We start from the raw sequence: 20,170 nt of genomic DNA on the forward strand, positions 1-20,170 counted from the left end.
AAAGGTCAGCACAGCTGGAGGCGGCCGCCCGGCTCACTCACTCACTCACCGAGCCGGGCGGCCGTCTCCAGCAGCAGTGCGTGGACGAAGGCCTGCGGGAGATTGCCGCGCAGCTGACGCTGGGCGATGTCGAACTCCTCGGCGTACAGACCGGACGCGCCGCAGGCGCCGCGGTTGCGTTCGAACCAGCGGAACGCCTCGACGGTCCGGCCCTGCTGGTGTTCGGCGAGCGCCATGACGAACCCGCACAGCAGGAAGGCGCCCTCGGCCTCTTCCAGAGGCCGCTCGTCGTGGCGGAAGCGGTAGAGGTAGTGGTCCTCGGCCAGTTCGCGCCGGCACGCGGCGAGAGTGGCCCGGGTACGCGGGTCGGCGGCGGGCAGGGCGCCGCGCACGCCGGGCAACAGCAGGGCGGCGTCCACCGACGGGTCGTCCGGAGTCCGCTGCCAGTGGCCGTCCGGGTGGAGGCAGGTCCGCTCGACGGCGTCGAGGAGGGTGTCGGCCAGGGCGGTGCAGGTGTCGGCGAGTGGACGGCGAGGCGCTGCGGAGGCCACGGCCCGTAGACCGGCGACGCAGATGAGCCTGCTGTGGGTCCAGGGCCGGTCGCTCAACTCCCAGATACCGGCGTCCGGTTGGCGCCAGCGGTCGGCGATGGCCCGCACGGCGATCTCGACGGCCTTCCAGTGGCCCTCGTCGAGACGCCCGTGGCGTTCGGCGGCCGCGAGCAGCAGCAGGGCCTCGCCGAAACAGTCGAGCTGGAACTGCTCGCCGACCTGGTTGCCGACGCGGTCGAACCCGCCGGGGTAGCCGGGCAGGTCGAGTTCGCGCTGGGCGGGGACCGGGTCGCCGTGCACGGTGTAGGCGGGAACGAGGCGGGAGCCGTCCGCGTGCAGGCGTGCGGTGACGAAATCGACGGCGGCGTCGAGCAGGTCGTGGGCTCCTACGGCGGCAGCGGCCTGTCCGGCGTAGCTCTGGTCGCGGATCCACACGTACCGGTAGTCGTAGTTGCGCCCCTCCTCGGCGCGCTCCGGCAGGCTGGTCGTCGCCGCCGCGACCATGCCCCCGTCCTGCGTGGTGAGGCCGCGCAGGACGGCGTACGCCCGCCGCGCGTCACCGGGTGCGGCGGTGTCGTCCAGCGCGGGGACCGTCTCGTGCCAGGCCGCTTCGGTCGCCGCCCAGGCCCGCTCCGGCTTGGGAAGGTCGGCCGGCAGTGGGGATACGGCGCACTCCAGGACCAGTTCATGCCGCTCGCCGGGCTTCAGCTCGATGTCGGCGGTGAGGCCCCGCCCCCCGGCGACGGCCTGTGGGGCGCCCTGCCAGCGCAATCGGTGGCTGCCGGTGCGCAGCTCCCACACTCCGTCGTCGCTCCGGCGGACGGACTCGACCGGTGCTGTGCCGTACCCGCTGTGCGGGTCGAGGACCACGGAGAGGCGGGCGGGCCCGTCGACCGCGCGCAGCTGCCGGAGCAGGACGAGCCGGTCCGGGTCGCCGGGGAAGGCCAGCGCCTCACGGCACTCGACGATTCCGTCATCGGTGACCCAGCGGCTGCGCCAGATGAGCGTGCCCTCTTCGTAGTAGCCACCGAAGACATACCTGCCGGTGGGAGTGACGGCGTACGCGCCCCGCCCCCCGACCAGGTCGCTGAAGACAGCCTCGTCGTGCCAGGTGGGCGCACACATCCACCCGATGGCGCCATCGGGCCCGATGAGCGCCCCGCGCTCTCCGTCGGCCAGCAGCGCGTAGTCGTGCAGCGCATGGGGCGGGAAGGGGGTGCTCATGGCGTTCGGGTACCCCGGAGGTGGGGCGGTCAACGGCGGTGACGGAGGGTGGGGCGGGCGCGGGGCCGGGGGGCGCAGGACCAGCGCGCGGGGCACCGGCGAGGACGAGATGCCCCCGGGCGTCGAGCCAGGAGCCGGGGACCGAGCCGCAGAAAGCCGACGCCACAGCAACCCAAACTCCCACGGACCCGACGACTCGGACCTCCCCAGAGCGGGAGCCCGGGGAGGCGGGTTCACGAGGCCGACCACGGGACGACATCCCCCCCTCGCCCGGCGGCTCGAAGCTCCAGGAAACCGGAGCCCATGGAGCCTCACCGAGGAGACATGACCCCCAGCCACCCGGCCCCCGTTGTCAGACGACTCGGAATCCACGGAACCGGAGCCGAAAGCGACCCGCCGGCCCGGCACCCCGCCGACCTCAACCACTCAGCCCAGGCCGACGCCCAGCCAACCCGCGACCCGATGGAGCAGCGTCCCGCCAACGCAACCCGCTGGACCGGCCCCCACCACCCACCCGGCCCGTCACACCTCAACCACCACCTCGACGGACGCCGCACCCCCCGCCCCACCCGACGCGGCAACCTGGGTGTGCCCTGCCCCCGCACCCCGGGGCCGGCGCAGCAGAACGACGGCCACCACCGCGGCCAGCAGCGTGAGCGAACCCGCGACCGTCAGGCACAGCCGCAGCCCGTCCAGGAAGGCCTCCCCCAGGGCGCCCATGACGCGCCCCCTGTCCGCTCCGAGGTCGAGCCCGGCGACCGCGCCCAGTCCACCTTGGTCAGCCGCGGTCGAGATCCGCTCCCCCGCCGCCCCGGTCATCCCGGCGTCGGCGAGGTGGGCCGGGAAGCTGTCCAGCGCCCGGGTGGTCAGCAGCGCCCCCAGAACGGCAGGGCCGAGCGCACCGCCGAGCTGACGGAAGGCGTTGTTGCCCGCCGCGGCCATACCGGCCAGGTGATGCGGCACGGAGGCCACGGCCGTCGCGGTCATCGGCGTCATGACGGCCCCCATTCCCAGCCCCAGCGGCGCCAGCCGCCAGGCCAGCGAGACGAAAGAGGTGTCCGCGCCGACACCGGTCAACGAGAACAGCGAGGCGGAGACGACGATCAGACCGCCCGTGATCAGCACGCGCGCGGAGACCCGGTGCATAAGGCGCCCGACGGGCCCGCCGACCAGGATGGCGCAGGCGGTCACCACCAGCATCCGCCAGCCGGCCTGCAGGGTGCCGAGTTGCTGCACCATCCCGAAGTACAGACTGAGCAGGAAGAAGAAGCCGATCAGCGCGAGAAACGCGATCATCGCGACAAGCGTGGTCGCGGTGAAGGCCGGGCTGCGGAACAGCGTGAGGTCGAGCATCGGACTGTCACTTCGCCGTTCGGCGAGCACGAAGGCGACACCGGCCACGACGGCCACCGCGAGGGCCGTCAGCACCTTCGGGGCGGTGAAGGAGTCGGCGCCGCCCTCGATGACGCCGTAGACCAGGGCGGTGACCGCCACCGTGGCGGTGAGCTGGCCCGGCCAGTCCAGCCGCCGCCCGTAGGACGCGCGCGAGTCGGTCAGCAACCGTGCCGCGAAGACGGTCGCGAGCAGCGAGACGGGGATCGCCAACAGGTAGATCCAGCGCCAGGCGAAGTGGTCGAGGATCACTCCGGCGACGATCGGTCCGACGGCCAGCGCCGCCATGAGCGAGGTGGCCCACAGGCCGATGAACTTTCCGCGCTCCCGATGGTCGGGCACCGCGTGACTGATCAGCGCCAGCGTGGTGGGCAGCAGCGTGGCCGCGCCGAGTCCGGCGAGACCCTGCCCGATCCACAGCACCTGCACCGACTGCGCGCTGAGCGCGACGACGGCACCGGCCACGGAGAACAGCAGCCCGGCCTGGAACACCTTCTTGCGCCCGTAGACGTCGCCGACGACACCTGCGGTCAGGATGAACGCGGCCATGGGCAGGACGAACGCGTCCTGGACCCACGACAGTTGGGCGGTCGTCGCGCCGAGCGCCGACTGGATGGCGGGCAGGCTCACGGCGACCGTGGTGACCGGCAGATAAGCGGCGAAGACGCCGAGGCAGGCCATGACGAGCGTGGCCGCCCGCCGGTCCGCCGACCCGCTTGCCGGAGTCGTGACATTCACGGGGAACTCTCCTCTACGGCGCCGCGCGCCGCGGTCGTTCGGTGATTCGCTGGCGCCAGCATCGGTGACAGCGAGCCAGATCCCCAACGTCACAGCCAGAAGTGAACACAAACATCCACACAGCCTCGTCCTGCTGCCAGACTTCCCTCATGCCCGACGAGATCGACAGGAAAATCCTCCGCGCCCTGCACTACTCCCCCCGCGCCTCCTTCCGGCTCATCGGCGAGGTCGCCGGAGTCTCGGAGCAGACCGCCGCCCGCCGCTACCAGGCCCTGCGGCGCGAGGGCGTGATGCGGGTGATCGGCCTGATCAACCCGGAGGCGCACGGCCAGGCCCGCTGGATCACCCGTATCCGCTGCCGTCCCGACCGTGTCGCCCCGCTGGCGGACGCCCTCACTCGTCGGCCCGACATCGCCTACGTCGGTCTCGCCTCCGGTGGCTCCGAGATCATCTGCATGATCCACTCACCGGTCGACGCTCCTCGCGACGACATCCTGCTCCGGCAGTTGCCCAAGGCGGCCTCCGTGCTGGACGTCAGCATCGACCTGCTGATCCGCCACTTCGGCACGGTCGGCACCTCCGAATGGTCCGGATACGGCGGCCATCTCACCCCCGACCAGGTGGCCCGGCTCACCGCTGACCGGCCGCCCGCGCCCACCGGCGCCCTCCAGCCGCCGGCCGCCGAGGACACCCCGCTCCTCGAAGCCCTCGCCGAGGACGGCCGTACCACCCACACCCGGCTCGCCGAGCTCACCGGCTGGTCGAAAGCGCGCGTCACCCGCCGGCTCGACGCACTGGAGTCCTCGGGAGCCCTCTCCTACGACGTCGACCTCCTCCCCGAGCGTCTGGGCCACCACCTCAACGCCACCCTCTGGTTGCGGGTGGCCCCGGCCCATCTCCACGGTGTCGGCGAGGAGTTGGCCGGACACGACGAGGTGGCCTTCGCCGGCGCCATGAGCGGCGACCACAACATCATGGTCGTCGCCAACTGCCGTGACACGGAGGACTTCTACCGCTACCTCACGACACGCGTGGCGACCGTCCCCGGCATCGACGCCTACAGCGTCAGCATCCGCGTCCGCCGCCTCAAACAGGCCGCGTCCCTCATCGCCCACGGCAGGCTGGTCCCTCCCGGCCCGGCGTGAAGGAGCGCCGAAGGGCCGGCAGCCACCCGCATCCGACTCCGGCGAGCGCGACGGCAGCGGTCATGGGGACGTCTTCGTTCAGCGGTCCGGCGCCCTCACACGGTCAGATGGCGCCGTCTGCTGATCGAATCTTGATCGCGTCCCCACGCGCGGCATCGGCCGAATGACCGAGGCCGCCCTCGCCGACTCCTGAGCCCCCTCCTTTCGGTCATCGCTTCTTCCGAGCGCCAACTGCTGTTCGGATCGCAAGCGTTGACCCGCCCCCGGAGCAACAGCAGAATGATCCCGCCACTGTGAGAGCGCTCTCACGAATCGCTCGCACCTCCCGAGGAGACCCATGACCGGCCGCCCCCGCCCACCGCTCAGCCGCCGTACGCTCATCGGGACAGGTCTCGGTGTCGCGGTCCTCACCGCGGCCGGCACCGGCACGGCCCGCGCCGCGCAGCACACCACCGCGGCCTCCTCGCCCCGCCGCGCGCAGGCGTTCCTCGCCGCCGCCATGGACGCCTACCCGGACCACGGCACGATCCGGCTCACCCAGAGCTACACGGACCAGGCGGGACTGTTCAGCACGGCGTTCACGTACGACAACGCCCTCGCGATCCTGGCCCATCTCGCGTGCCCCGCGGGCGAGTCGCGGGCCGTGGCCCTCGGTGACGCGCTGCTGTACGCCCAGGCCCACGACCCCGTGCACGACGACGGCCGACTCCGGCAGGCCTACAACGTAGGGCCGTACACCTTCTACGACGGCTCCCCGCAGCCGGACGGGTTCGTCAAGGCCGACGGCACGGCCAACGTCGGTACGCAGTTCGGCTTCACCGGGACCGCCGTGGGCGACATGGCGTGGGCCGGTATCGCGCTCGGCGCTCTCGCCGGGCGCACCGGTGAGCGGCGCTTCCTCACCGGCGCGGTACGGATCGGCGAGTGGATCGAGCGGGTGGGGCGTACCGACGAGCCGCTGGGCGGCTACAAGTTCGGGGTCAACGGGGCCGACGAAAAACTGCCGTTCACCTCGACCGAGCACAACACCGACCTGGTCGGCCTGTTCGGACGGCTCGCCCGGCTGACCGGGGACAAGGTCTGGCGGGAGCGTCGTGCGCGGGCCAGAGCGTTCGTCGAGAAGATGTGGGAGCCGTCGGGGGGCTTCTTCTACACAGGCACCAACGACGGCGTGACGATCAACAAGTCCCCGATCCCGGAGGACACCCAGACCTGGACCCACCTCGCCCTCGCCTCCCCTGCCCACTCCCGCTCCCTCGACTGGGCCGCGACCGAGCTGGCCGTGCTGGACACGGCCGGCCGCCCCAACAGCACGGTCCCCTCCGGTCAGTCCTACCAGGGCGTCACCTTCAGTTCCGCGAGCCTGCTGGCCAACGAGGGTGCCCCCATCGCTGACGGCCAGCCCCGGCCGGACCGCAACGGCGTCTGGTTCGAGGGCACCGCCCACCTCGCGCTCGCCCTGCGCCACCGGGGACACTCCGGCGACGAGAAGCGCGCCCGCCGCCTGCTCGGCTCGATCGAGCGTGCCCAGGATCTCCTCGGCGACGCCCAGACCGTCGGTGGCACGGCCGTCCCCGCCCGCTCCGGGGTCGTCTCGGCGAGCAGCCCGCTCGACACCGGTTTCGGGTTCGGCTACTACCCCTACCGGCACACCGGCGCCACCGCCTGGTACCTCCTGGCAGCGGCCCGCGCCAATCCGCTGCGGGCCTGACTCCCCGCCCGATCACCACAGACAGGGTCAACCGGCGGCGTGCGTCCCTGAGTTCGGCGTCGCGCCGCTTGCCGTCCCCGCTGATGCCGGCAGCGACCACGGCATGGTCGCCGAGGGGTGAGTCGCCACCGCCGACGGCTCCGCCGCGCGCCAGGCCATGTGGAACGGCGGCACAGACCAGCAGTCCTGCTCAACGTCCCCTCGAAGCCGCTGTCTTACACGGTCGCGGCCGGCTCCACCCAGGTGACGGTGCCCTCGACCGCCCTGACGCCGAGGTCTCCGCGGTCTGCGTGGAGGTCATGGAGATGCCGCCGGCTGATCGATCGCTCTGCCCTGCCGGGGCAGCGTGGCGGCACCCAGGTCGGTGATCGTGGTGGTCATCGGGCGGCGGTCGCCCAGCCGGCCTCCGGTGGTGGTGCTGTCCAGGGCACGGCGAGGAGAACGGCGCCCGCCGGGATGCCGGCCCACAAGGCGGCCGTCGGTCGGCATCGGAGTGAGTGAACTCGCGATCTCGGCGCCCACCTGCTCAGTCCGAGCCGCGCGCCGCGCATCCCGATGACGGCGATCTTTGCTGCCCCGTTGCGCGGACATGACCGGATAACTGCTGATCCATGACCGGACAGCGGCAGACTCGCACGCATGATGGTCGGCGTAGGTAAGGCGTGCCTTCGCTAACCAGCGACGACGGCAGCCGAGGACAACTGCCAGGAAGGTCGCCGCGGCCATGTGGGACGACGCGTTTCCGAGCTTTCTCATCGGGCTGAGGGAGGGTCTCGAGGCCGGGCTCATCCTCTCCGTTCTCATCGCCACGTTGGTGCGGTCCGATGCCCGGTCCCGGCTGCCACAGGTGTGGACGGGCGTCCTGGCCGCGATCTCCCTCGCGCTGAGTTTCGGCGCGGTGCTGACCTTCACCGCCGCGTCCCTGCCCGCGACCGCCCAGGAGGCGTTCGGCGGCGCGCTGAGCGTGGTGGCCGTCGGCTTCGTCACCGCCATGGTGTTCTGGATGCGCCGCTCGGCGCGCACCTTCTCCAGTGAGATCCGGGAGAAGGTCACCGGGGCGCTGGGCATGGGCGCGGGCATGCTGATCGTCACCTCCTTCCTGGCGGTGGGCCGCGAGGGCCTGGAGACCGCGCTGTTCCTGTGGACCACGGCCCGCGCGGCCGGCGACTCCGCGGGCCCGCTGACCGGCGCCGGGATCGGCCTGGTCCTCGCGGCGGGCCTGTGCTGGGGGCTGTACCGCCGCGTCCTGCACATCAACCTGACGAAGTTCTTCACCGCCACCGGCGCCGTCCTCATCGTCATCGCGGCCGGCGTGCTCGGGTACGGGCTGCGCGACCTCCAGGAGGGCACGGTGCTGCCCGGCGGGACGTCGTACGCCGTCGATCTCGGCGGCAGCGTGGACGCGGGGGCCTGGTACAGCACCCTCGTGCAGGGCGTGTTCAACCTGACGCCGACCATGACCTGGTTGCAGGTGGCCGGCTACGCCGGCTATCTCGCGGTCGTGATGACGCTCTTCCTGCGCGGCGCGTCGACGCGGCCCACGGACCCCGCCCGGAAGGCACCGCGGACGAAGCCCGCCGGTACGGCACCCGCCCGCCGCCGCCCCGCCTGGGTGGCTCCCGTCGCGGTCGTCGCCGCACCCGCCGTACTGGCGGGAGCAGCCGTCGCTCTCGGTGGTTCCCGGCCCGCCGGTGCCCGGACCGTGGCCGTGTCGGAGAAGGACTGCGGCAAGGGCTTCACCGCGCCGAAGGCCGGGCGGCGGACCTTCCGGATGCGCAACACCGGCGACAAGACCTCCGAGGTGTACCTCGTCGATCCGGGCTCCGACGCGGTCTACGGCGAGGTCGAGGGCCTCGCTCCCGGCACCACCCGTGACCTGGTGGCGACCGTCGCGGGCGGCACGTATGCCTGGCGCTGTGTGCCCAGCAGCGGCAAGGCGGTCACCTCCCGCGCGGTCCGGGTCACGGGTGGCGGTGGGACCACCGCGGTCGTGCCCGTGTCCGCCCACGACCTGGCCGCGCCGCTCAAGTCGTACAAGGCATACGTCAACCAGGGCCTGACCACCCTCGCCGCCCGGACTCACCGGCTCAGCGACGACATCGCGGCCGGCCATCTCGGTGCGGCCCGCACCGACTGGCTGACCGCGCAGCGCACCTACGCCTCGCTCGGTGCCGCCTACGGCACGTTCCAGGACTACGACCAGAAGATCGACGGACGGCCCGACGGGCTTCCCGGCGGAGTGCACGACAAGGACTTCACCGGCTTCCACCGGATCGAGTACGGCCTGTGGCACGGCCAGACAGCGAGCGAGTTGACCGCGCCCGCACAGCAACTCGCCGCCGACGCCGCCGCGCTGCGCACAGCCTTCCCCACCCAGGACTTCGATCCCGGCGACCTGCCCCTGCGCGCCCACGAGATCCTGGAGAACACCCTCCAGTTCGAACTGACCGGCGATGCCGGCCAGGGCAGCGGCACCGAACTCGCCACCGCTGATGCCAACCTCACCGGCACCCGCGAACTCCTCACCGTCCTGCGGCCGTTGCTGACCACCCGTGCTCCGCACCTGCTCCGCACCGTCGACGCGGACATCACCCGGCTGCAGAAGCAGCTCGACTCCGCGCGCCACGACGGGAGTTGGACCCCGGTCGAACGTCTCGACGCGACCGCGCGGGCGCGGCTGAACGGGGCCACAGGGCAGCTCCTGGAGGACCTCTCGCCGGTGCCGGACCTGCTGGAGATCAGGAAGTCCGCGTGAAGACCCACGACCACGAACACCCCGAAGGGAACCACCCCATGCCGTCCACCGAAGCGTCAGGCTGTCCCGCGGGTGCCGGCCGCCGCTCCTTCGTGAGGACGGCCCTCGGTGCCTCGGCAGCGGGCGCCGCACTGGCCGGCGGCGCCTTCGCCCTGAGCGCGAGCGGCGGATCGGCCGAGGCGCAGGCCGCGGACGCCCCCGGCACCGCGAAAGTGCCCTTCCACGGCGCCCACCAGGCGGGCATCCTCACCCCGGCACCGGCCGCGGCCACCTTCGTCTCCTTCGACGTCATCACCGACGACCGCGCACAACTGGCCGACCTGCTGAGGACGTTGACGACCCGCGCCCGCTTCCTCACCTCCGGCGGCACCCCCGCCGACCTCGGTGTCGGCGCCCCGCCCTCCGACAACGGCATCCTCGGCCCGGACGTCCCCGCCGACTCCCTCACCGTCACCTTGGGCGTGGGAGCCTCGCTCTTCGACGACCGCTACGGCCTCGCGAAGGCGAAGCCGCGCCGGCTCACCCCGATGCGGACCTTTCCCAACGACAACCTGGACCCGGCCGCCTGCCACGGCGACCTGTCCCTGCAACTCTGCGCCGCACGCCAGGACACGGTGCTGCACGCACTGCGCGACATCGCCAAGCACACCCGTGGCGCGATGCAGATCAAGTGGCGCGTCGACGGCTTCCAGAACGTCCCCCGCCCCAGCGGCGCCCAGCGCAACCTCCTCGGCTTCAAGGACGGCATCGCCAACCCGGAGGTGACATCGGCCCGTGAGATGAACCGGCTCGTGTGGGTCGGGGCCGGGCAGGGCGAGCCGGCCTGGGCGACCGGCGGCTCCTACCAGGTCATCCGCGTCATCCGGATGCTCGTCGAGTTCTGGGACCGGATCTCGCTGACCGAGCAGGAGCTGATGTTCGGCCGCCGCAAGGACACCGGCGCCCCGCTCGACGGCGCCAAGGAGACCGACGTCCCGCGCTACGCCAAGGATCCGCACGGCACCGCGATACCCCTCGACGCCCACATCCGCCTCGCCAACCCACGCACCAGCAGGACCGACAACTCCCGCATTCTGCGCCGGGGTTACAACTACGACCGCGGGATCGACGACGTCGGCAACCTGGACATGGGCCTGGTGTTCTGCTGCTACCAGCAGGACGTACAGCGTCAGTTCGAGGCCACCCAGACCCGCCTGATCGACGAACCCCTCGTCGACTACATCTCCCCGACCGGCGGCGGCTACTTCTTCGCCCTGCCCGGCGTCCGCGACTCCACCGACTGGCTGGGCCGGGAACTGCTCACGACCTGAGATGCCGCTCGGACCGGCGCATGCGCTGGAAGAAGGAGATGTACACCGACCTGGCCCTGCGCGACGGTGTCCCGCTCGCCTGTGCCGGAACGGATCGGCTTCGAGCCGGACTCACCGGTGCCCTTCCAGGACTGGCGGACTGACCCGCCGACGGCACCGTCGGCTACTGGCCACACTGGTTCTGAACTGTTAGAACGCAGACGACGAGCCCATCTGCCATCCTGAGCCGGAGGAACCCATGAAGATGCTGATCAACGTCCCGGAAACCGTGGTCGCGGACGCCCTGCGCGGTATGGCGGCCGCCCATCCCGAGTTGACCGTGGATGTCGAGAACCGTGTGATCGTACGGCGGGACGCCCCCGTCGCCGGGCAGGTCGCCCTGATCTCCGGTGGCGGCTCGGGGCACGAGCCGCTGCACGGCGGTTTTGTCGGACCCGGCATGTTGTCCGCGGCCTGCCCGGGCGAGGTGTTCACGTCCCCGGTGCCGGACCAGATGGTGCGGGCGGCGGCCGCCGTGGACAGCGGGGCCGGTGTGCTGTTCATCGTGAAGAACTACACGGGGGACGTGCTGAACTTCGACATGGCGGCGGAACTCGCCGAGGACGAGGGCATTCAGGTTGCGAAGGTCCTGGTCAACGATGACGTGGCGGTGACGGACAGCCTCTACACGGCCGGTCGGCGGGGCACCGGCGCCACGCTGTTCGTGGAGAAGATCGCGGGCGCCGCGGCTGAGGAGGGGCAGCCGCTGGAGCGGGTGGAGGCGATCGCCCGGCAGGTCAACGAGAACTCCCGGAGTTTCGGCGTCGCGCTGAGCGCCTGCACCACACCCGCCAAGGGCAGCCCCACCTTCGATCTGCCGGACGGCGAGCTGGAGCTGGGAGTCGGCATCCACGGCGAGCCCGGCCGGGAGCGGCGGGCGATGATGACCTCGCGGGAGATCGCCGACTTCTCGGTGCACGCGATCCTGGACGACATGAGCCCGCGCAATCCCGTCCTCGTCCTGGTCAACGGCATGGGAGCCACCCCGCTCCTGGAGCTGTACGGCTTCAACGCCGAGGTGCAGCGGGTGCTCGTCGACCGCGGGGTCGCGGTCGCCCGCACCCTGGTCGGCAACTACGTCACCTCGCTCGACATGGCCGGCGCCTCGGTCACCCTGTGCCAGGTGGACGAGGAGCTGCTGCGGCTGTGGGACGCGCCGGTGAAGACACCGGGGCTGCGCTGGGGTGTGTGAGCAAGCGATCAACGTACCGACCACGCAAGGAGATCCAGTGCTCGACGCCGACTTCTTCCGCCGTTGGATGACGGCGACCGCCGCCTCCGTCGACCGCGAGGCGGAACGGCTCACCGCCCTCGACTCCCCCATCGGGGACGCGGACCACGGCAGCAACCTTCAGCGCGGGTTCACCGCGGTGGCCGCGACCCTGGAGAAGGAGGCCCCGGAGACCCCGGGGGCGATCCTCATCCTCGCCGGACGCCGGCTCATCTCGACGGTCGGCGGCGCTTCGGGGCCCCTGTACGGGACCCTGCTGCGACGGACCGGCAAGGCACTCGGTGACGCCGGCGAGGTCAGTGAGGAACAGCTCGCGGAGGCGCTGCGGGCGGGGGTGGAGGCGGTCATGACGCTGGGCGGGGCCGCGCCGGGCGACAAGACCATGATCGACACGCTGGTGCCGGCCGTCGACGCGCTCGGTACCGGCTTCGCCGCGGCCCGGACGGCCGCCGAGCAGGGCGCCCTGGCCACCACGCCGTTGCAGGCCCGCAAGGGCAGGGCGAGTTATCTCGGCGAGCGCAGCATCGGACACCAGGACCCGGGCGCGACCTCGGCCGCCCTGCTGATCGCCGCTCTCGCGGAGGCCTCGGGTGAGTGACGGAAAGCTGGTCGGGATCGTGCTGGTGTCGCACAGCGCGGAGGTCGCCGCGTCCGTCGCGGAGCTGGCGAAGGGGCTCGCGGGCGGTGGCGCGGAGGTGCCCGTCGCGGCGGCCGGGGGCACCGAGGGCGGCGGACTCGGTACGAGTGCGGAGCTGATCGCCGGCGCCGCCGCGGCCGTGGACCGGGGAGCCGGGATCGCGGTCCTGGCCGACCTCGGCAGTGCGGTGCTCACGGTCAAGGCGCTGCTGGCGGAGGGCGACGAACTCCCGGAGGGCACCCGGCTGGTGGACGCTCCGTTCGTCGAGGGAGCGGTGGCCGCGGTCGTCACGGCGGCGACGGGAGCGGACCTCGCGGCGGTGGAGGCGGCCGCCGCGGAGGCGTACAGCTACCGGAAGGTGTGACACCCCCGCCAAGGCCCCCTGCCCGACCCCACAGCCCCTATCTGATCCCTCCCGCCGCGACGGCGAGGGCCGAGCGCAGGATCTCCATCAGCTCGGTCTCCGCCGTCGCACGATCGGTGCGCGTGTCGGAGGTACGCCACGCGTGGTGCTCGACCGCCGCGCGCAGGGCCGCGTTGAACATGGCCGCCTGGATGGTCGGTTCGAGTCCGTCGGCCGGGCGTCGGGCGCGCTCGGCCAGGGCGCGGGCGAACGCCGGCTCCGCCTCGTCGTACGTCTGGAGCCAGACGGCGCGAAGGCCCGGCTCGGTGCGGGTCAGGCGCACCAGGTCGCGGACCGTAGCCCGTTCGAGTCCGCCGATGACGCCGATCTCGGTCGCCAGGGGCCGGTCGAAGAGCCGCTCCAGGGGCTCGTCCGGCGCCCACTCCCGCAGCAGGGCCGCGATCAGCTCGATGCCCTCCGAGAACAGCGGGCTCACGCAGCTCTCCTTGCTGGGGAAGTAGCGCCACACGGTCCGTGCCGAGACGCCGACGGCCTGTCCGATCTGTTCACCGGTGGTGGCCGCCACGCCCTGGGTGACGAACAGCTGCACGGCAGCCCGGGCGATCTCCAGCCGTATCTCGGCCTTGCGCTCCTCGGTGAGGGGCGGTCGTCCCGTGCGTCCGCGCGCTGCGGTCATCAGTTCCTCCGGCTCCGGTGATCACGGTGATCACGCGTCCGTTCTCCCGGAAATTCTCTCCCACGATTTTATGTCACTCACCGACATTAAGTCGTATGGTGGCGACAGCGCAGGGTGGAGCGCCCGCGCGGGACCGGACACTGACCGACGGGAGCACCCCATGGCCGGAGAATTCGAGGGACGCGGCGTCATCGTCACCGGAGCGGGTTCGGGTATCGGGCGCGCGACAGCACTGGCCTTCGCCGCCCGGGGCGCCCGGGTCCTGGTCGCGGACCTCAACGCCGTGGCCGCGGAGACCGTCGTCAAGGAGATCGACGAGGCGGGCGGCACCGCGGTCGCGGTCACGGGCGACCTCAGCGAGCAGACCGTGGTGGACCAGGTGACGCGAACCGCCGTGGAGCGGTTCGGCGGCGTGGACGTCCTGGTGAACAACGCCGGGATCATGGACCGGATGTCGGCGCTCGCGGACGTGAGTGACGCGGAGTGGGAGCGGGTCATACGGGTCAACCTGACCGCGCCCTTCCTGCTCACCCGGGCCGTACTCCCGCACATGCTGGCGGCGGGCAGGGGCGCGATCGTGAACACCGCCTCCGAGGCGGGCCTGCGCGGCAGCACGGCGGGCGCCGCCTACACGGCCTCGAAGCACGGCGTGGTGGGGCTGACGAAGAACCTCGCGGTGATGTACCGCAAGCAGGGGATCCGCGCGAACGCCATCGCCCCGGGCGGTACCGCGACCTCCATCGTCGTGGACGCCGACCAGGAGGCCCACGGCCCGGCGGCGCTCGGCCCGCACTTCGTCAATGCCGGCCGCTTGGCCGAGCCCGAGGAGCAGGCCGCCGCGATCGTGTTCCTCGCGTCGGACGCGGCGAGCAACATCAACGGCGTGGTCCTGCCCGTGGACGACGGCTGGTCGGCTGTCTGACGCATTCCCCCCGCGTCATTTCGCCCCTACGAACACTCTCGCCAGCCGCTCCCCCGTCGCGACGGCGGCGGCATGGCCCTCGATCGGCTTCACCTGCGTGTCCTTGAAGACGATGTAGGTGACGCCGGAAGGCACTCCGCCGCCGCGCGGATCGGGACGGATCCCGAGGGCTTTCGCGGTGGCGTAGGACGCCTCGCCGATGATGTGGTCCGGGCCCACGTCCCCGACGACGGCGTACTGCACCCGGTCCCCGTACACGACGGCCGCGACCGTGCCGCCGCGCACCCCGTGCTCGCGGTAGTCCCAGATCCCGCTCGCCGCCGGCACCACGATGTACGGCAGGCTTTCGGCGCTCAGGTAGCGGCCGTCGGACTGCTGGTGGGCGGTGGTGTCGGAGAACGCCGGGTCGGTGCGGCGATTGCAGTGACTGCCGGGCCGGCCGTCGCAGTCGATGTCCATGTCGGCCTTCCAGAAGACGGCCTGACGGGTGCCGCAGACCGGGATGGTCGCGGCCGTGCCGTCGTCACTGCGGTAGCGGCCGCGTGAGACGGGGGCGCACTCCCGCACCCTGGCCAGGAGGTCGGCGGCCTTGACGTCACCCTCGTGCCGCACCGCCGGCTCCGTCCGGGCGGCGGCGGGCTCCGTGGCGGCGGCAGGCTCCGTGGCGGGGGACGTCGTCGGGGCGAGCAGAGCGGCACTTGCCGCGGCCAGCGTCAGCGACTGGACACGCACGATAAGGGACCCTCTCCTTGGAGGCATCGACGAGCACTCAGCCCAATCTGATGCCGACTCAACGATGCGGCCACCCTAGGGGTCCGGACGGGGCAGGGACCGGGAGCCCGAGCCCTCGACGACCCCGAGCCTCCCGGCCACCCGTACCGGCGCGGGGACAGCGACGACAGCGGTCCGCGCCACCAGCACGAACTCCGTTTTCCTCATGGAGAGTTCGGCCGTGAAGACCCTCAGCATACGTAGCCCTCCCGAGCCCGGCCCACACGGTCCGCCCTCTTGATACGCACGCACAGCGGCGCCATATTGGTCCGGACCATTGCAGTGATGTCCTCACCGGGGAGGCAGCGACGTGCCCGTTCCCCTACGACGTTCCGCGCCGCTCTGCGCACTGCTCGCGCTGCTCACCTCCTGCGCGTGGGGCGGAGCCGACGACGGCGAGAGCGGCCGGCTGCCCGCCGCACCCGTGGGTGTCACCGCGGCCGCGGGCAGCGCGACCAGCGTGCACCTGATGTGGAACGCCGTGTCCTCCGGGGCGGGCGTCCACGGCTACGAGGTATATCGCGGCACCACGAAGGTCCAGGATGTGCCGGGTTCACAGCACATGGTGGATGTCACCAGGCTCAGACCCGCCACCCCGTATGTCTTCAGCGTGCGGGCCCGCGACACCGAGGGACGCCTCGGCCCACCCAGCCGGGAGGTGCGGGCGACGACTCCGGCGGCCATGGCGGCGGACCGTTCCGCCCCGACACGCCCCGGCGAGCTGCGGGGCCGGACGGCGGGCAGCCGGGCCGTCGAGTTGACGTGGGGCGCCTCGGCGGACGACCGGGACGTGGTGTCGTACGACATCTATCAGGGTGATACGAAGATCCACAGTGTGGGCGGCGACCAGACGGTGGCCGTGGTCACCGGCCTGCGTCCGGGCACCCGCTACGCCTTCACCGTCCGGGCCCGGGACGCGGCCGACAACCTCTCGCCGGCCGGGGACAGCGTCCGTCTGACCACGCCGGGCCGCGACGACGGCCGGGGCACCGCGCCGACGGACTTCCGTGCGACCACGCGGCGGGACGCCGACGGCGCGTACTACCTCGACCTGGCCTGGGTGCCGCCCGAGACGGACGGCGTCGTCACGGAGTACCAGGTCCACCTCGACGGCAGGGCGGCCACCTCGCTCGTGTTCGGCGGGACGCCTCCGCGCGGGAGGGCGACGTACAGCTTCTACCTGGGACGCGAGACCGGGGAGAGCCACCGGGTGCGGATCCGGGCCCGGCTGCCGGACGGCACCTGGGGCGGGCTGTCGGCCGAGAGGACGGTGACGACGGGCCCTGCCGGTGACGGGTGACGGCTCCTCACGCCTGCGCCGGACGAGGGAACCCGTCACCTGCCCGGCGGCGCTCCCCATGCGGGCCGGAGTGTGTGCGGGTTGGCTCTCCTTGAGGCAGCACGGCCCTTCCCCCACCTCGGCGGCGCCACGGATGTACCGCCAACCGTGCCGCCGGAGGGCAGTCCATGCGCACTACTCAGCTTCTTCTCCGCTCCGGCCTGACCGTCGCGGCCGTCGCCGCGCTGCCGCTCGCCCTGACCGCCGGGCCGGCCGCCGCCGCGTCGGGCATCTCCGTGAGCACCTCCGGATCCACGGTCTCCGTCACGACCACGACATGCTCCCGCACCGCGCCCACCGGCGGCTGGGGCACCGCCTCGCTTCTCACCAGCAGCCAGACGAACTTCAGCCAGGGCCGCCAGGTGGCCCTGTCGGGAACCACTTCGCTGCAGTCCGCGGCCTGGTCGAGCGTGAGCCCCGGGACATACACCGTCATCGTGAGGTGCGCCTTCGACAACAGCACCGCGGGCACCCAGTCGATCATCGTCTCGGGGGCCGCGACGCCCACGATCTCGGCGACGGCCACGGCCTCCCCGTCCCGCGGTGTCATGGGCGGCCTGGGCGGCGCCACCAAGGACTACGGCACCCTGACGCTGGCAGTCGGCGGCGGCCTGGTGGCGGTCGGCGGGGTGGCCGCGGCCTGGTTCCTGCGTCGCCGGTCGCGGCCGTACCGCCTCTGAAAGCGTTCGGTCGGCGGTCGCGGCCTCACCGCCCCTGAAAGCGTTCCGTCACCGGTCGCGGCCGTACGCCTCCGGAAGCCTTCAGCTGTCCGGGAGGCCGGCGAACTCCTCCAGTACCTCGGTGAGCCACTGCGTCCAGAAGGTCTCCAGATCGATGCCCGCGCGCAGGACCAGGTGCTGAAGCCTGGCCTGCGCGCTGTCGTTCCCGGGCGGGAAGTCGCGCTTCTCGATCTCCTCGTACTCGGCCAACTGCCGCCGGTGCAGGTCGAGATGGCGGCGCAGGTCCGCTTCGAGGCCCTCCGTGCCGACGACGGCCGCCGCGCGCAGCCGTAGCAGCAGCGGGTCCCGGTGCGGCTTGGGGTCCTGCGCCGCGGCCGTCCAGCGTTCGAGTTCGGCGCGGCCGGCGGGCAGGACCTCGTAGCTCTTCTTCTGCCCGCGGGTCCGCTGGGCCGCGGGCAGGGTCCGGATGAGGCCTTCGGCCTCCAGTTTTCCCAGCTCGCGATAGATCTGCTGATGCGAGGCCGACCAGAAGTAGCCGATCGACCTGTCGAACCGACGGGTCAGGTCCAGCCCCGCCGACGGCCTTTCGAGCAGAGCGGTGAGGATCGCGTGCGGGAGTGACATGGAGTCATCCTAGGGACGCCCCTAGAGGGCGGCCGCGACCTCGGTGCCCTGCTTGATCGCCCGCTTGGCGTCCAGCTCGGCGGCCACGTCGGCCCCGCCGATCAGGTGCGCGCTGCGGCCCGCGGCGACGAGCTCCTCGTACAGGTCCCGGCGCGGATCCTGCCCGGTGCACAGCACGACGGTGTCGACCTCCAGGACCGTGCTCTCCTCGCCGACGGTGACATGCAGTCCGGCGTCGTCGATACGGTCGTAGCGCACACCCGGGACCATGGTGACGCCCCGGTGCTTGAGCTCGGTGCGGTGGATCCAGCCGGTGGTCTTGCCCAGCCCGGCGCCGACCTTGCTGGTCTTGCGCTGGAGGAGGTGCACGGTGCGGGGCGGGGCGGGGCGTTCGGGGGCCGCGAGTCCGCCGGGTGCCGTGTAGTCCATGTCGACGCCCCACTGGCGGAAGTACGTCTCGGGGTTCTCGTGCGCCTTGTCGCCGCCGTCGGTGAGGAACTCGGCGACGTCGAAGCCGATGCCCCCGGCGCCGAGGATCGCCACCCGGTCGCCGACGGGGGCGCCGTCGCGCAGGACATCGAGGTAGCCGACCACGCTGGGGTGGTCGACGCCCGGGATGTCGGGGGTGCGCGGGGTGACGCCGGTGGCGACGACGACCTCGTCGTAGGCGGACAAGTCCCCCGCGTCCACGGGTGTGTTCAGCCGTACGTCCACGCCGTGGGCGTCGAGCTGGTGGCGGAAGTAGCGGATCGTCTCGTCGAACTCCTGCTTGCCGGGGACCCGGCGGGCCACGTTGAGCTGACCGCCGATCTCGCTCGCGGCGTCGAACAGCGTGACGTCATGGCCGCGTTCGGCGGCGGAGACCGCGCAGGCGAGTCCCGCCGGGCCGGCTCCGACGACCGCCACGCGTTTGCGCAGCCGGGTCGGGGACAGCACCAGCTCGGTCTCGTGGCAGGCGCGCGGGTTGACCAGGCAGGAGGTGATCTTCCCGCTGAAGGTGTGGTCGAGACAGGCCTGGTTGCAGCCGATGCAGGTGTTGATGGCCTCGGGACGGCCCTCGGCCGCCTTGTTCACGAACTCCGGGTCGGCGAGCATCGGGCGCGCCATCGACACCATGTCCGCGTACCCGTCGGCGAGCAACTCCTCGGCAAGTTCGGGGGTGTTGATGCGGTTGGTGGTCACGAGCGGGATCGACACCTCGCCCATGAGCCGCTTCGTCACCCAGGTGTAGGCGCCGCGCGGCACCGAGGTCGCGATGGTGGGGATGCGGGCCTCGTGCCAGCCGATGCCGGTGTTGATGATCGTGGCCCCGGCGGCCTCGACGGCCTTGGCTAGGGTGATCACCTCGTCCAGCGTCGAGCCGCCCGGGACGAGGTCCAGCATGGACAGCCGGTAGACGATGATGAAGTCCTCGCCGACGGCCTCGCGCACCCGCCGCACGATCTCCACGGGAAGGCGCATGCGGTTCTCGTACGACCCGCCCCAGCGGTCGGTGCGGTGGTTGGTCTGCGCGGCGATGAACTCGTTGATGAGGTAGCCCTCGGAGCCCATGATCTCCACGCCGTCGTAGCCGGCCTGCCGGGCGAGTCGGGCGGCACGGGCGTAGTCGCCGATGGTCCGCTCGACCTCGGCGTCGGTGAGCTCGCGGGGCGGGAAGGGGCTGATCGGCGCCTGGAGGGGGCTGGGCGCGACGAGGCCCTGGTGGTAGGCGTACCTGCCGAAGTGCAGGATCTGCATCGCGATCCGGCCGCCCTCGCGGTGCACGGCCTGGGTGATGGCCCGGTGCTGCTGGGCCTCCGCGTCGGTGGTGAGCTTGGCACCGCCCTCGTACGGCCGCCCCTCGTCGTTGGGCGCGATGCCGCCGGTGACGATCAGGCCCACTCCCCCGCGCGCTCGCTCCGCGTAGAAGGCGGCCATGCGCTCGAAGCCGCGCTCGGCCTCCTCCAGGCCCACGTGCATGGAGCCCATCAGGACGCGGTTGGGCAGCGTGGTGAAGCCCAGGTCGAGCGGGTTCAGCAGGTGCGGGTAACGGCTCATGGGCCCCTCCATCGCGGTCTCGTG

19 protein-coding genes are annotated in these 20,170 nt (G+C 72.0%); 11 read left to right on the forward strand and 8 right to left on the reverse strand.

Annotated elements, in window-relative coordinates:
- Positions 1-41: 41 nt before the first annotated feature.
- Both QF027_RS04465 and QF027_RS04470 read right to left on the reverse strand, forming a co-directional pair.
- Positions 42-1,775: a glycoside hydrolase family 15 protein gene (locus QF027_RS04465; protein ID WP_307072765.1), complete on the reverse strand. Its 1,734-nt coding sequence runs from the start codon at positions 1,773-1,775 to the stop codon at positions 42-44.
- A 522-nt stretch (positions 1,776-2,297) separates the two neighbouring features.
- Positions 2,298-3,905, reverse strand: a complete 1,608-nt coding sequence (locus tag QF027_RS04470; protein ID WP_373432402.1) for an MFS transporter — start codon at positions 3,903-3,905, stop codon at positions 2,298-2,300.
- Between the two features lie 149 nt (positions 3,906-4,054).
- On the opposite strand from QF027_RS04470, the gene QF027_RS04475 reads away from it, so the two are divergent.
- Complete coding sequence (locus QF027_RS04475) at positions 4,055-5,050, forward strand: Lrp/AsnC family transcriptional regulator (protein ID WP_307072767.1); 996 nt, start codon at positions 4,055-4,057, stop codon at positions 5,048-5,050.
- A gap of 337 nt (positions 5,051-5,387) precedes the next feature.
- Complete coding sequence (locus tag QF027_RS04480) at positions 5,388-6,761, forward strand: Tat pathway signal sequence domain protein (protein ID WP_307072769.1); 1,374 nt, start codon at positions 5,388-5,390, stop codon at positions 6,759-6,761.
- A gap of 297 nt (positions 6,762-7,058) precedes the next feature.
- Here QF027_RS04480 and QF027_RS04485 read toward each other — a convergent pair whose 3' ends face one another.
- Complete coding sequence (locus tag QF027_RS04485) at positions 7,059-7,250, reverse strand: hypothetical protein (RefSeq protein WP_307072771.1); 192 nt, start codon at positions 7,248-7,250, stop codon at positions 7,059-7,061.
- 235 nt (positions 7,251-7,485) lie between these two features.
- Between QF027_RS04485 and efeU the strand changes: the two genes are divergently transcribed.
- The 6 genes from efeU (at position 7,486) to QF027_RS04515 (ending at position 13,097) form a co-directional block, all read left to right on the forward strand.
- A complete protein-coding gene (gene efeU, locus QF027_RS04490) occupies positions 7,486-9,516 on the forward strand; it encodes an iron uptake transporter permease EfeU (RefSeq protein WP_307072773.1) in 2,031 nt (676 codons plus the stop codon).
- A 38-nt stretch (positions 9,517-9,554) separates the two neighbouring features.
- Positions 9,555-10,826: an iron uptake transporter deferrochelatase/peroxidase subunit gene (gene efeB, locus QF027_RS04495; RefSeq protein ID WP_307072775.1), complete on the forward strand. Its 1,272-nt coding sequence runs from the start codon at positions 9,555-9,557 to the stop codon at positions 10,824-10,826.
- Between the two features lie 20 nt (positions 10,827-10,846).
- Positions 10,847-10,969 (forward strand): hypothetical protein, encoded by a 123-nt coding sequence (locus QF027_RS04500; RefSeq protein WP_306985821.1) that lies wholly within the window; start codon positions 10,847-10,849, stop codon positions 10,967-10,969.
- A 95-nt stretch (positions 10,970-11,064) separates the two neighbouring features.
- Positions 11,065-12,057: a dihydroxyacetone kinase subunit DhaK gene (dhaK, locus tag QF027_RS04505; RefSeq protein WP_306985819.1), complete on the forward strand. Its 993-nt coding sequence runs from the start codon at positions 11,065-11,067 to the stop codon at positions 12,055-12,057.
- 37 nt (positions 12,058-12,094) lie between these two features.
- Positions 12,095-12,694 (forward strand): dihydroxyacetone kinase subunit DhaL, encoded by a 600-nt coding sequence (gene dhaL, locus QF027_RS04510; protein WP_306985817.1) that lies wholly within the window; start codon positions 12,095-12,097, stop codon positions 12,692-12,694.
- Positions 12,687-13,097, forward strand: coding sequence for a PTS-dependent dihydroxyacetone kinase phosphotransferase subunit DhaM (locus QF027_RS04515; protein ID WP_307072777.1), 411 nt, complete (start codon positions 12,687-12,689; stop codon positions 13,095-13,097). The genes dhaL and QF027_RS04515 overlap by 8 nt, the downstream gene beginning before the upstream one ends.
- Before the next feature lie 37 nt (positions 13,098-13,134).
- Here the strand turns inward: QF027_RS04515 and QF027_RS04520 are convergent, their stop codons facing one another.
- Positions 13,135-13,773 (reverse strand): TetR/AcrR family transcriptional regulator, encoded by a 639-nt coding sequence (locus QF027_RS04520; RefSeq protein ID WP_307072779.1) that lies wholly within the window; start codon positions 13,771-13,773, stop codon positions 13,135-13,137.
- Between the two features lie 160 nt (positions 13,774-13,933).
- Here QF027_RS04520 and QF027_RS04525 point away from each other — a divergent pair, with 160 nt between their 5' ends.
- Entirely contained in the window at positions 13,934-14,695 is a 762-nt protein-coding gene (locus QF027_RS04525) for an SDR family NAD(P)-dependent oxidoreductase (RefSeq protein WP_306985811.1), read from the forward strand.
- A gap of 15 nt (positions 14,696-14,710) precedes the next feature.
- On the opposite strand, the gene QF027_RS04530 is transcribed toward QF027_RS04525, so the two are convergent.
- On the reverse strand, positions 14,711-15,427 hold the full coding sequence (locus QF027_RS04530) for a glycoside hydrolase family 75 protein (protein WP_307072781.1): 717 nt from the start codon (positions 15,425-15,427) through the stop codon (positions 14,711-14,713).
- 75 nt (positions 15,428-15,502) lie between these two features.
- On the reverse strand, positions 15,503-15,664 hold the full coding sequence (locus QF027_RS04535) for a hypothetical protein (protein ID WP_307072783.1): 162 nt from the start codon (positions 15,662-15,664) through the stop codon (positions 15,503-15,505).
- 112 nt (positions 15,665-15,776) lie between these two features.
- Here QF027_RS04535 and QF027_RS04540 point away from each other — a divergent pair, with 112 nt between their 5' ends.
- Complete coding sequence (locus tag QF027_RS04540) at positions 15,777-16,766, forward strand: fibronectin type III domain-containing protein (RefSeq protein ID WP_307072785.1); 990 nt, start codon at positions 15,777-15,779, stop codon at positions 16,764-16,766.
- Between the two features lie 167 nt (positions 16,767-16,933).
- Complete coding sequence (locus tag QF027_RS04545; protein WP_306985804.1) at positions 16,934-17,485, forward strand: hypothetical protein; 552 nt, start codon at positions 16,934-16,936, stop codon at positions 17,483-17,485.
- A gap of 81 nt (positions 17,486-17,566) precedes the next feature.
- Here QF027_RS04545 and QF027_RS04550 read toward each other — a convergent pair whose 3' ends face one another.
- Positions 17,567-18,109 carry a PadR family transcriptional regulator gene (locus tag QF027_RS04550; protein WP_307072787.1) on the reverse strand — a complete coding sequence of 181 codons (543 nt, stop codon included), beginning with the start codon at positions 18,107-18,109 and terminating at the stop codon, positions 17,567-17,569.
- Positions 18,110-18,130: 21 nt separating this feature from the next.
- Positions 18,131-20,146 carry an NADPH-dependent 2,4-dienoyl-CoA reductase gene (locus tag QF027_RS04555; RefSeq protein ID WP_306985800.1) on the reverse strand — a complete coding sequence of 672 codons (2,016 nt, stop codon included), beginning with the start codon at positions 20,144-20,146 and terminating at the stop codon, positions 18,131-18,133.
- Positions 20,147-20,170 lie beyond the last annotated feature (24 nt).

The organism is Streptomyces canus (assembly GCF_030816965.1).
Lineage (GTDB): Bacteria > Actinomycetota > Actinomycetes > Streptomycetales > Streptomycetaceae > Streptomyces > Streptomyces canus_E.

What these genes read in the sequence shown, in the direction of transcription:
- QF027_RS04485 (WP_307072771.1), bottom strand. Translation starts at nt 7,250, where the DNA reads ATGCCGACCGACGGCCGCCTTGTGGGCCGGCATCCCGGCGGGCGCCGT.
- QF027_RS04465 (WP_307072765.1), bottom strand. Translation starts at nt 1,775, where the DNA reads ATGAGCACCCCCTTCCCGCCCCATGCGCTGCACGACTACGCGCTGCTG.
- QF027_RS04500 (WP_306985821.1), top strand. Translation starts at nt 10,847, where the DNA reads ATGCGCTGGAAGAAGGAGATGTACACCGACCTGGCCCTGCGCGACGGT.
- efeB (WP_307072775.1), top strand. Translation starts at nt 9,555, where the DNA reads ATGCCGTCCACCGAAGCGTCAGGCTGTCCCGCGGGTGCCGGCCGCCGC.
- QF027_RS04545 (WP_306985804.1), top strand. Translation starts at nt 16,934, where the DNA reads ATGCGCACTACTCAGCTTCTTCTCCGCTCCGGCCTGACCGTCGCGGCC.
- QF027_RS04520 (WP_307072779.1), bottom strand. Translation starts at nt 13,773, where the DNA reads ATGACCGCAGCGCGCGGACGCACGGGACGACCGCCCCTCACCGAGGAG.
- QF027_RS04535 (WP_307072783.1), bottom strand. Translation starts at nt 15,664, where the DNA reads ATGCTGAGGGTCTTCACGGCCGAACTCTCCATGAGGAAAACGGAGTTC.
- QF027_RS04480 (WP_307072769.1), top strand. Translation starts at nt 5,388, where the DNA reads ATGACCGGCCGCCCCCGCCCACCGCTCAGCCGCCGTACGCTCATCGGG.
- QF027_RS04525 (WP_306985811.1), top strand. Translation starts at nt 13,934, where the DNA reads ATGGCCGGAGAATTCGAGGGACGCGGCGTCATCGTCACCGGAGCGGGT.
- QF027_RS04555 (WP_306985800.1), bottom strand. Translation starts at nt 20,146, where the DNA reads ATGAGCCGTTACCCGCACCTGCTGAACCCGCTCGACCTGGGCTTCACC.
- QF027_RS04475 (WP_307072767.1), top strand. Translation starts at nt 4,055, where the DNA reads ATGCCCGACGAGATCGACAGGAAAATCCTCCGCGCCCTGCACTACTCC.
- dhaK (WP_306985819.1), top strand. Translation starts at nt 11,065, where the DNA reads ATGAAGATGCTGATCAACGTCCCGGAAACCGTGGTCGCGGACGCCCTG.
- efeU (WP_307072773.1), top strand. Translation starts at nt 7,486, where the DNA reads ATGTGGGACGACGCGTTTCCGAGCTTTCTCATCGGGCTGAGGGAGGGT.
- QF027_RS04550 (WP_307072787.1), bottom strand. Translation starts at nt 18,109, where the DNA reads ATGTCACTCCCGCACGCGATCCTCACCGCTCTGCTCGAAAGGCCGTCG.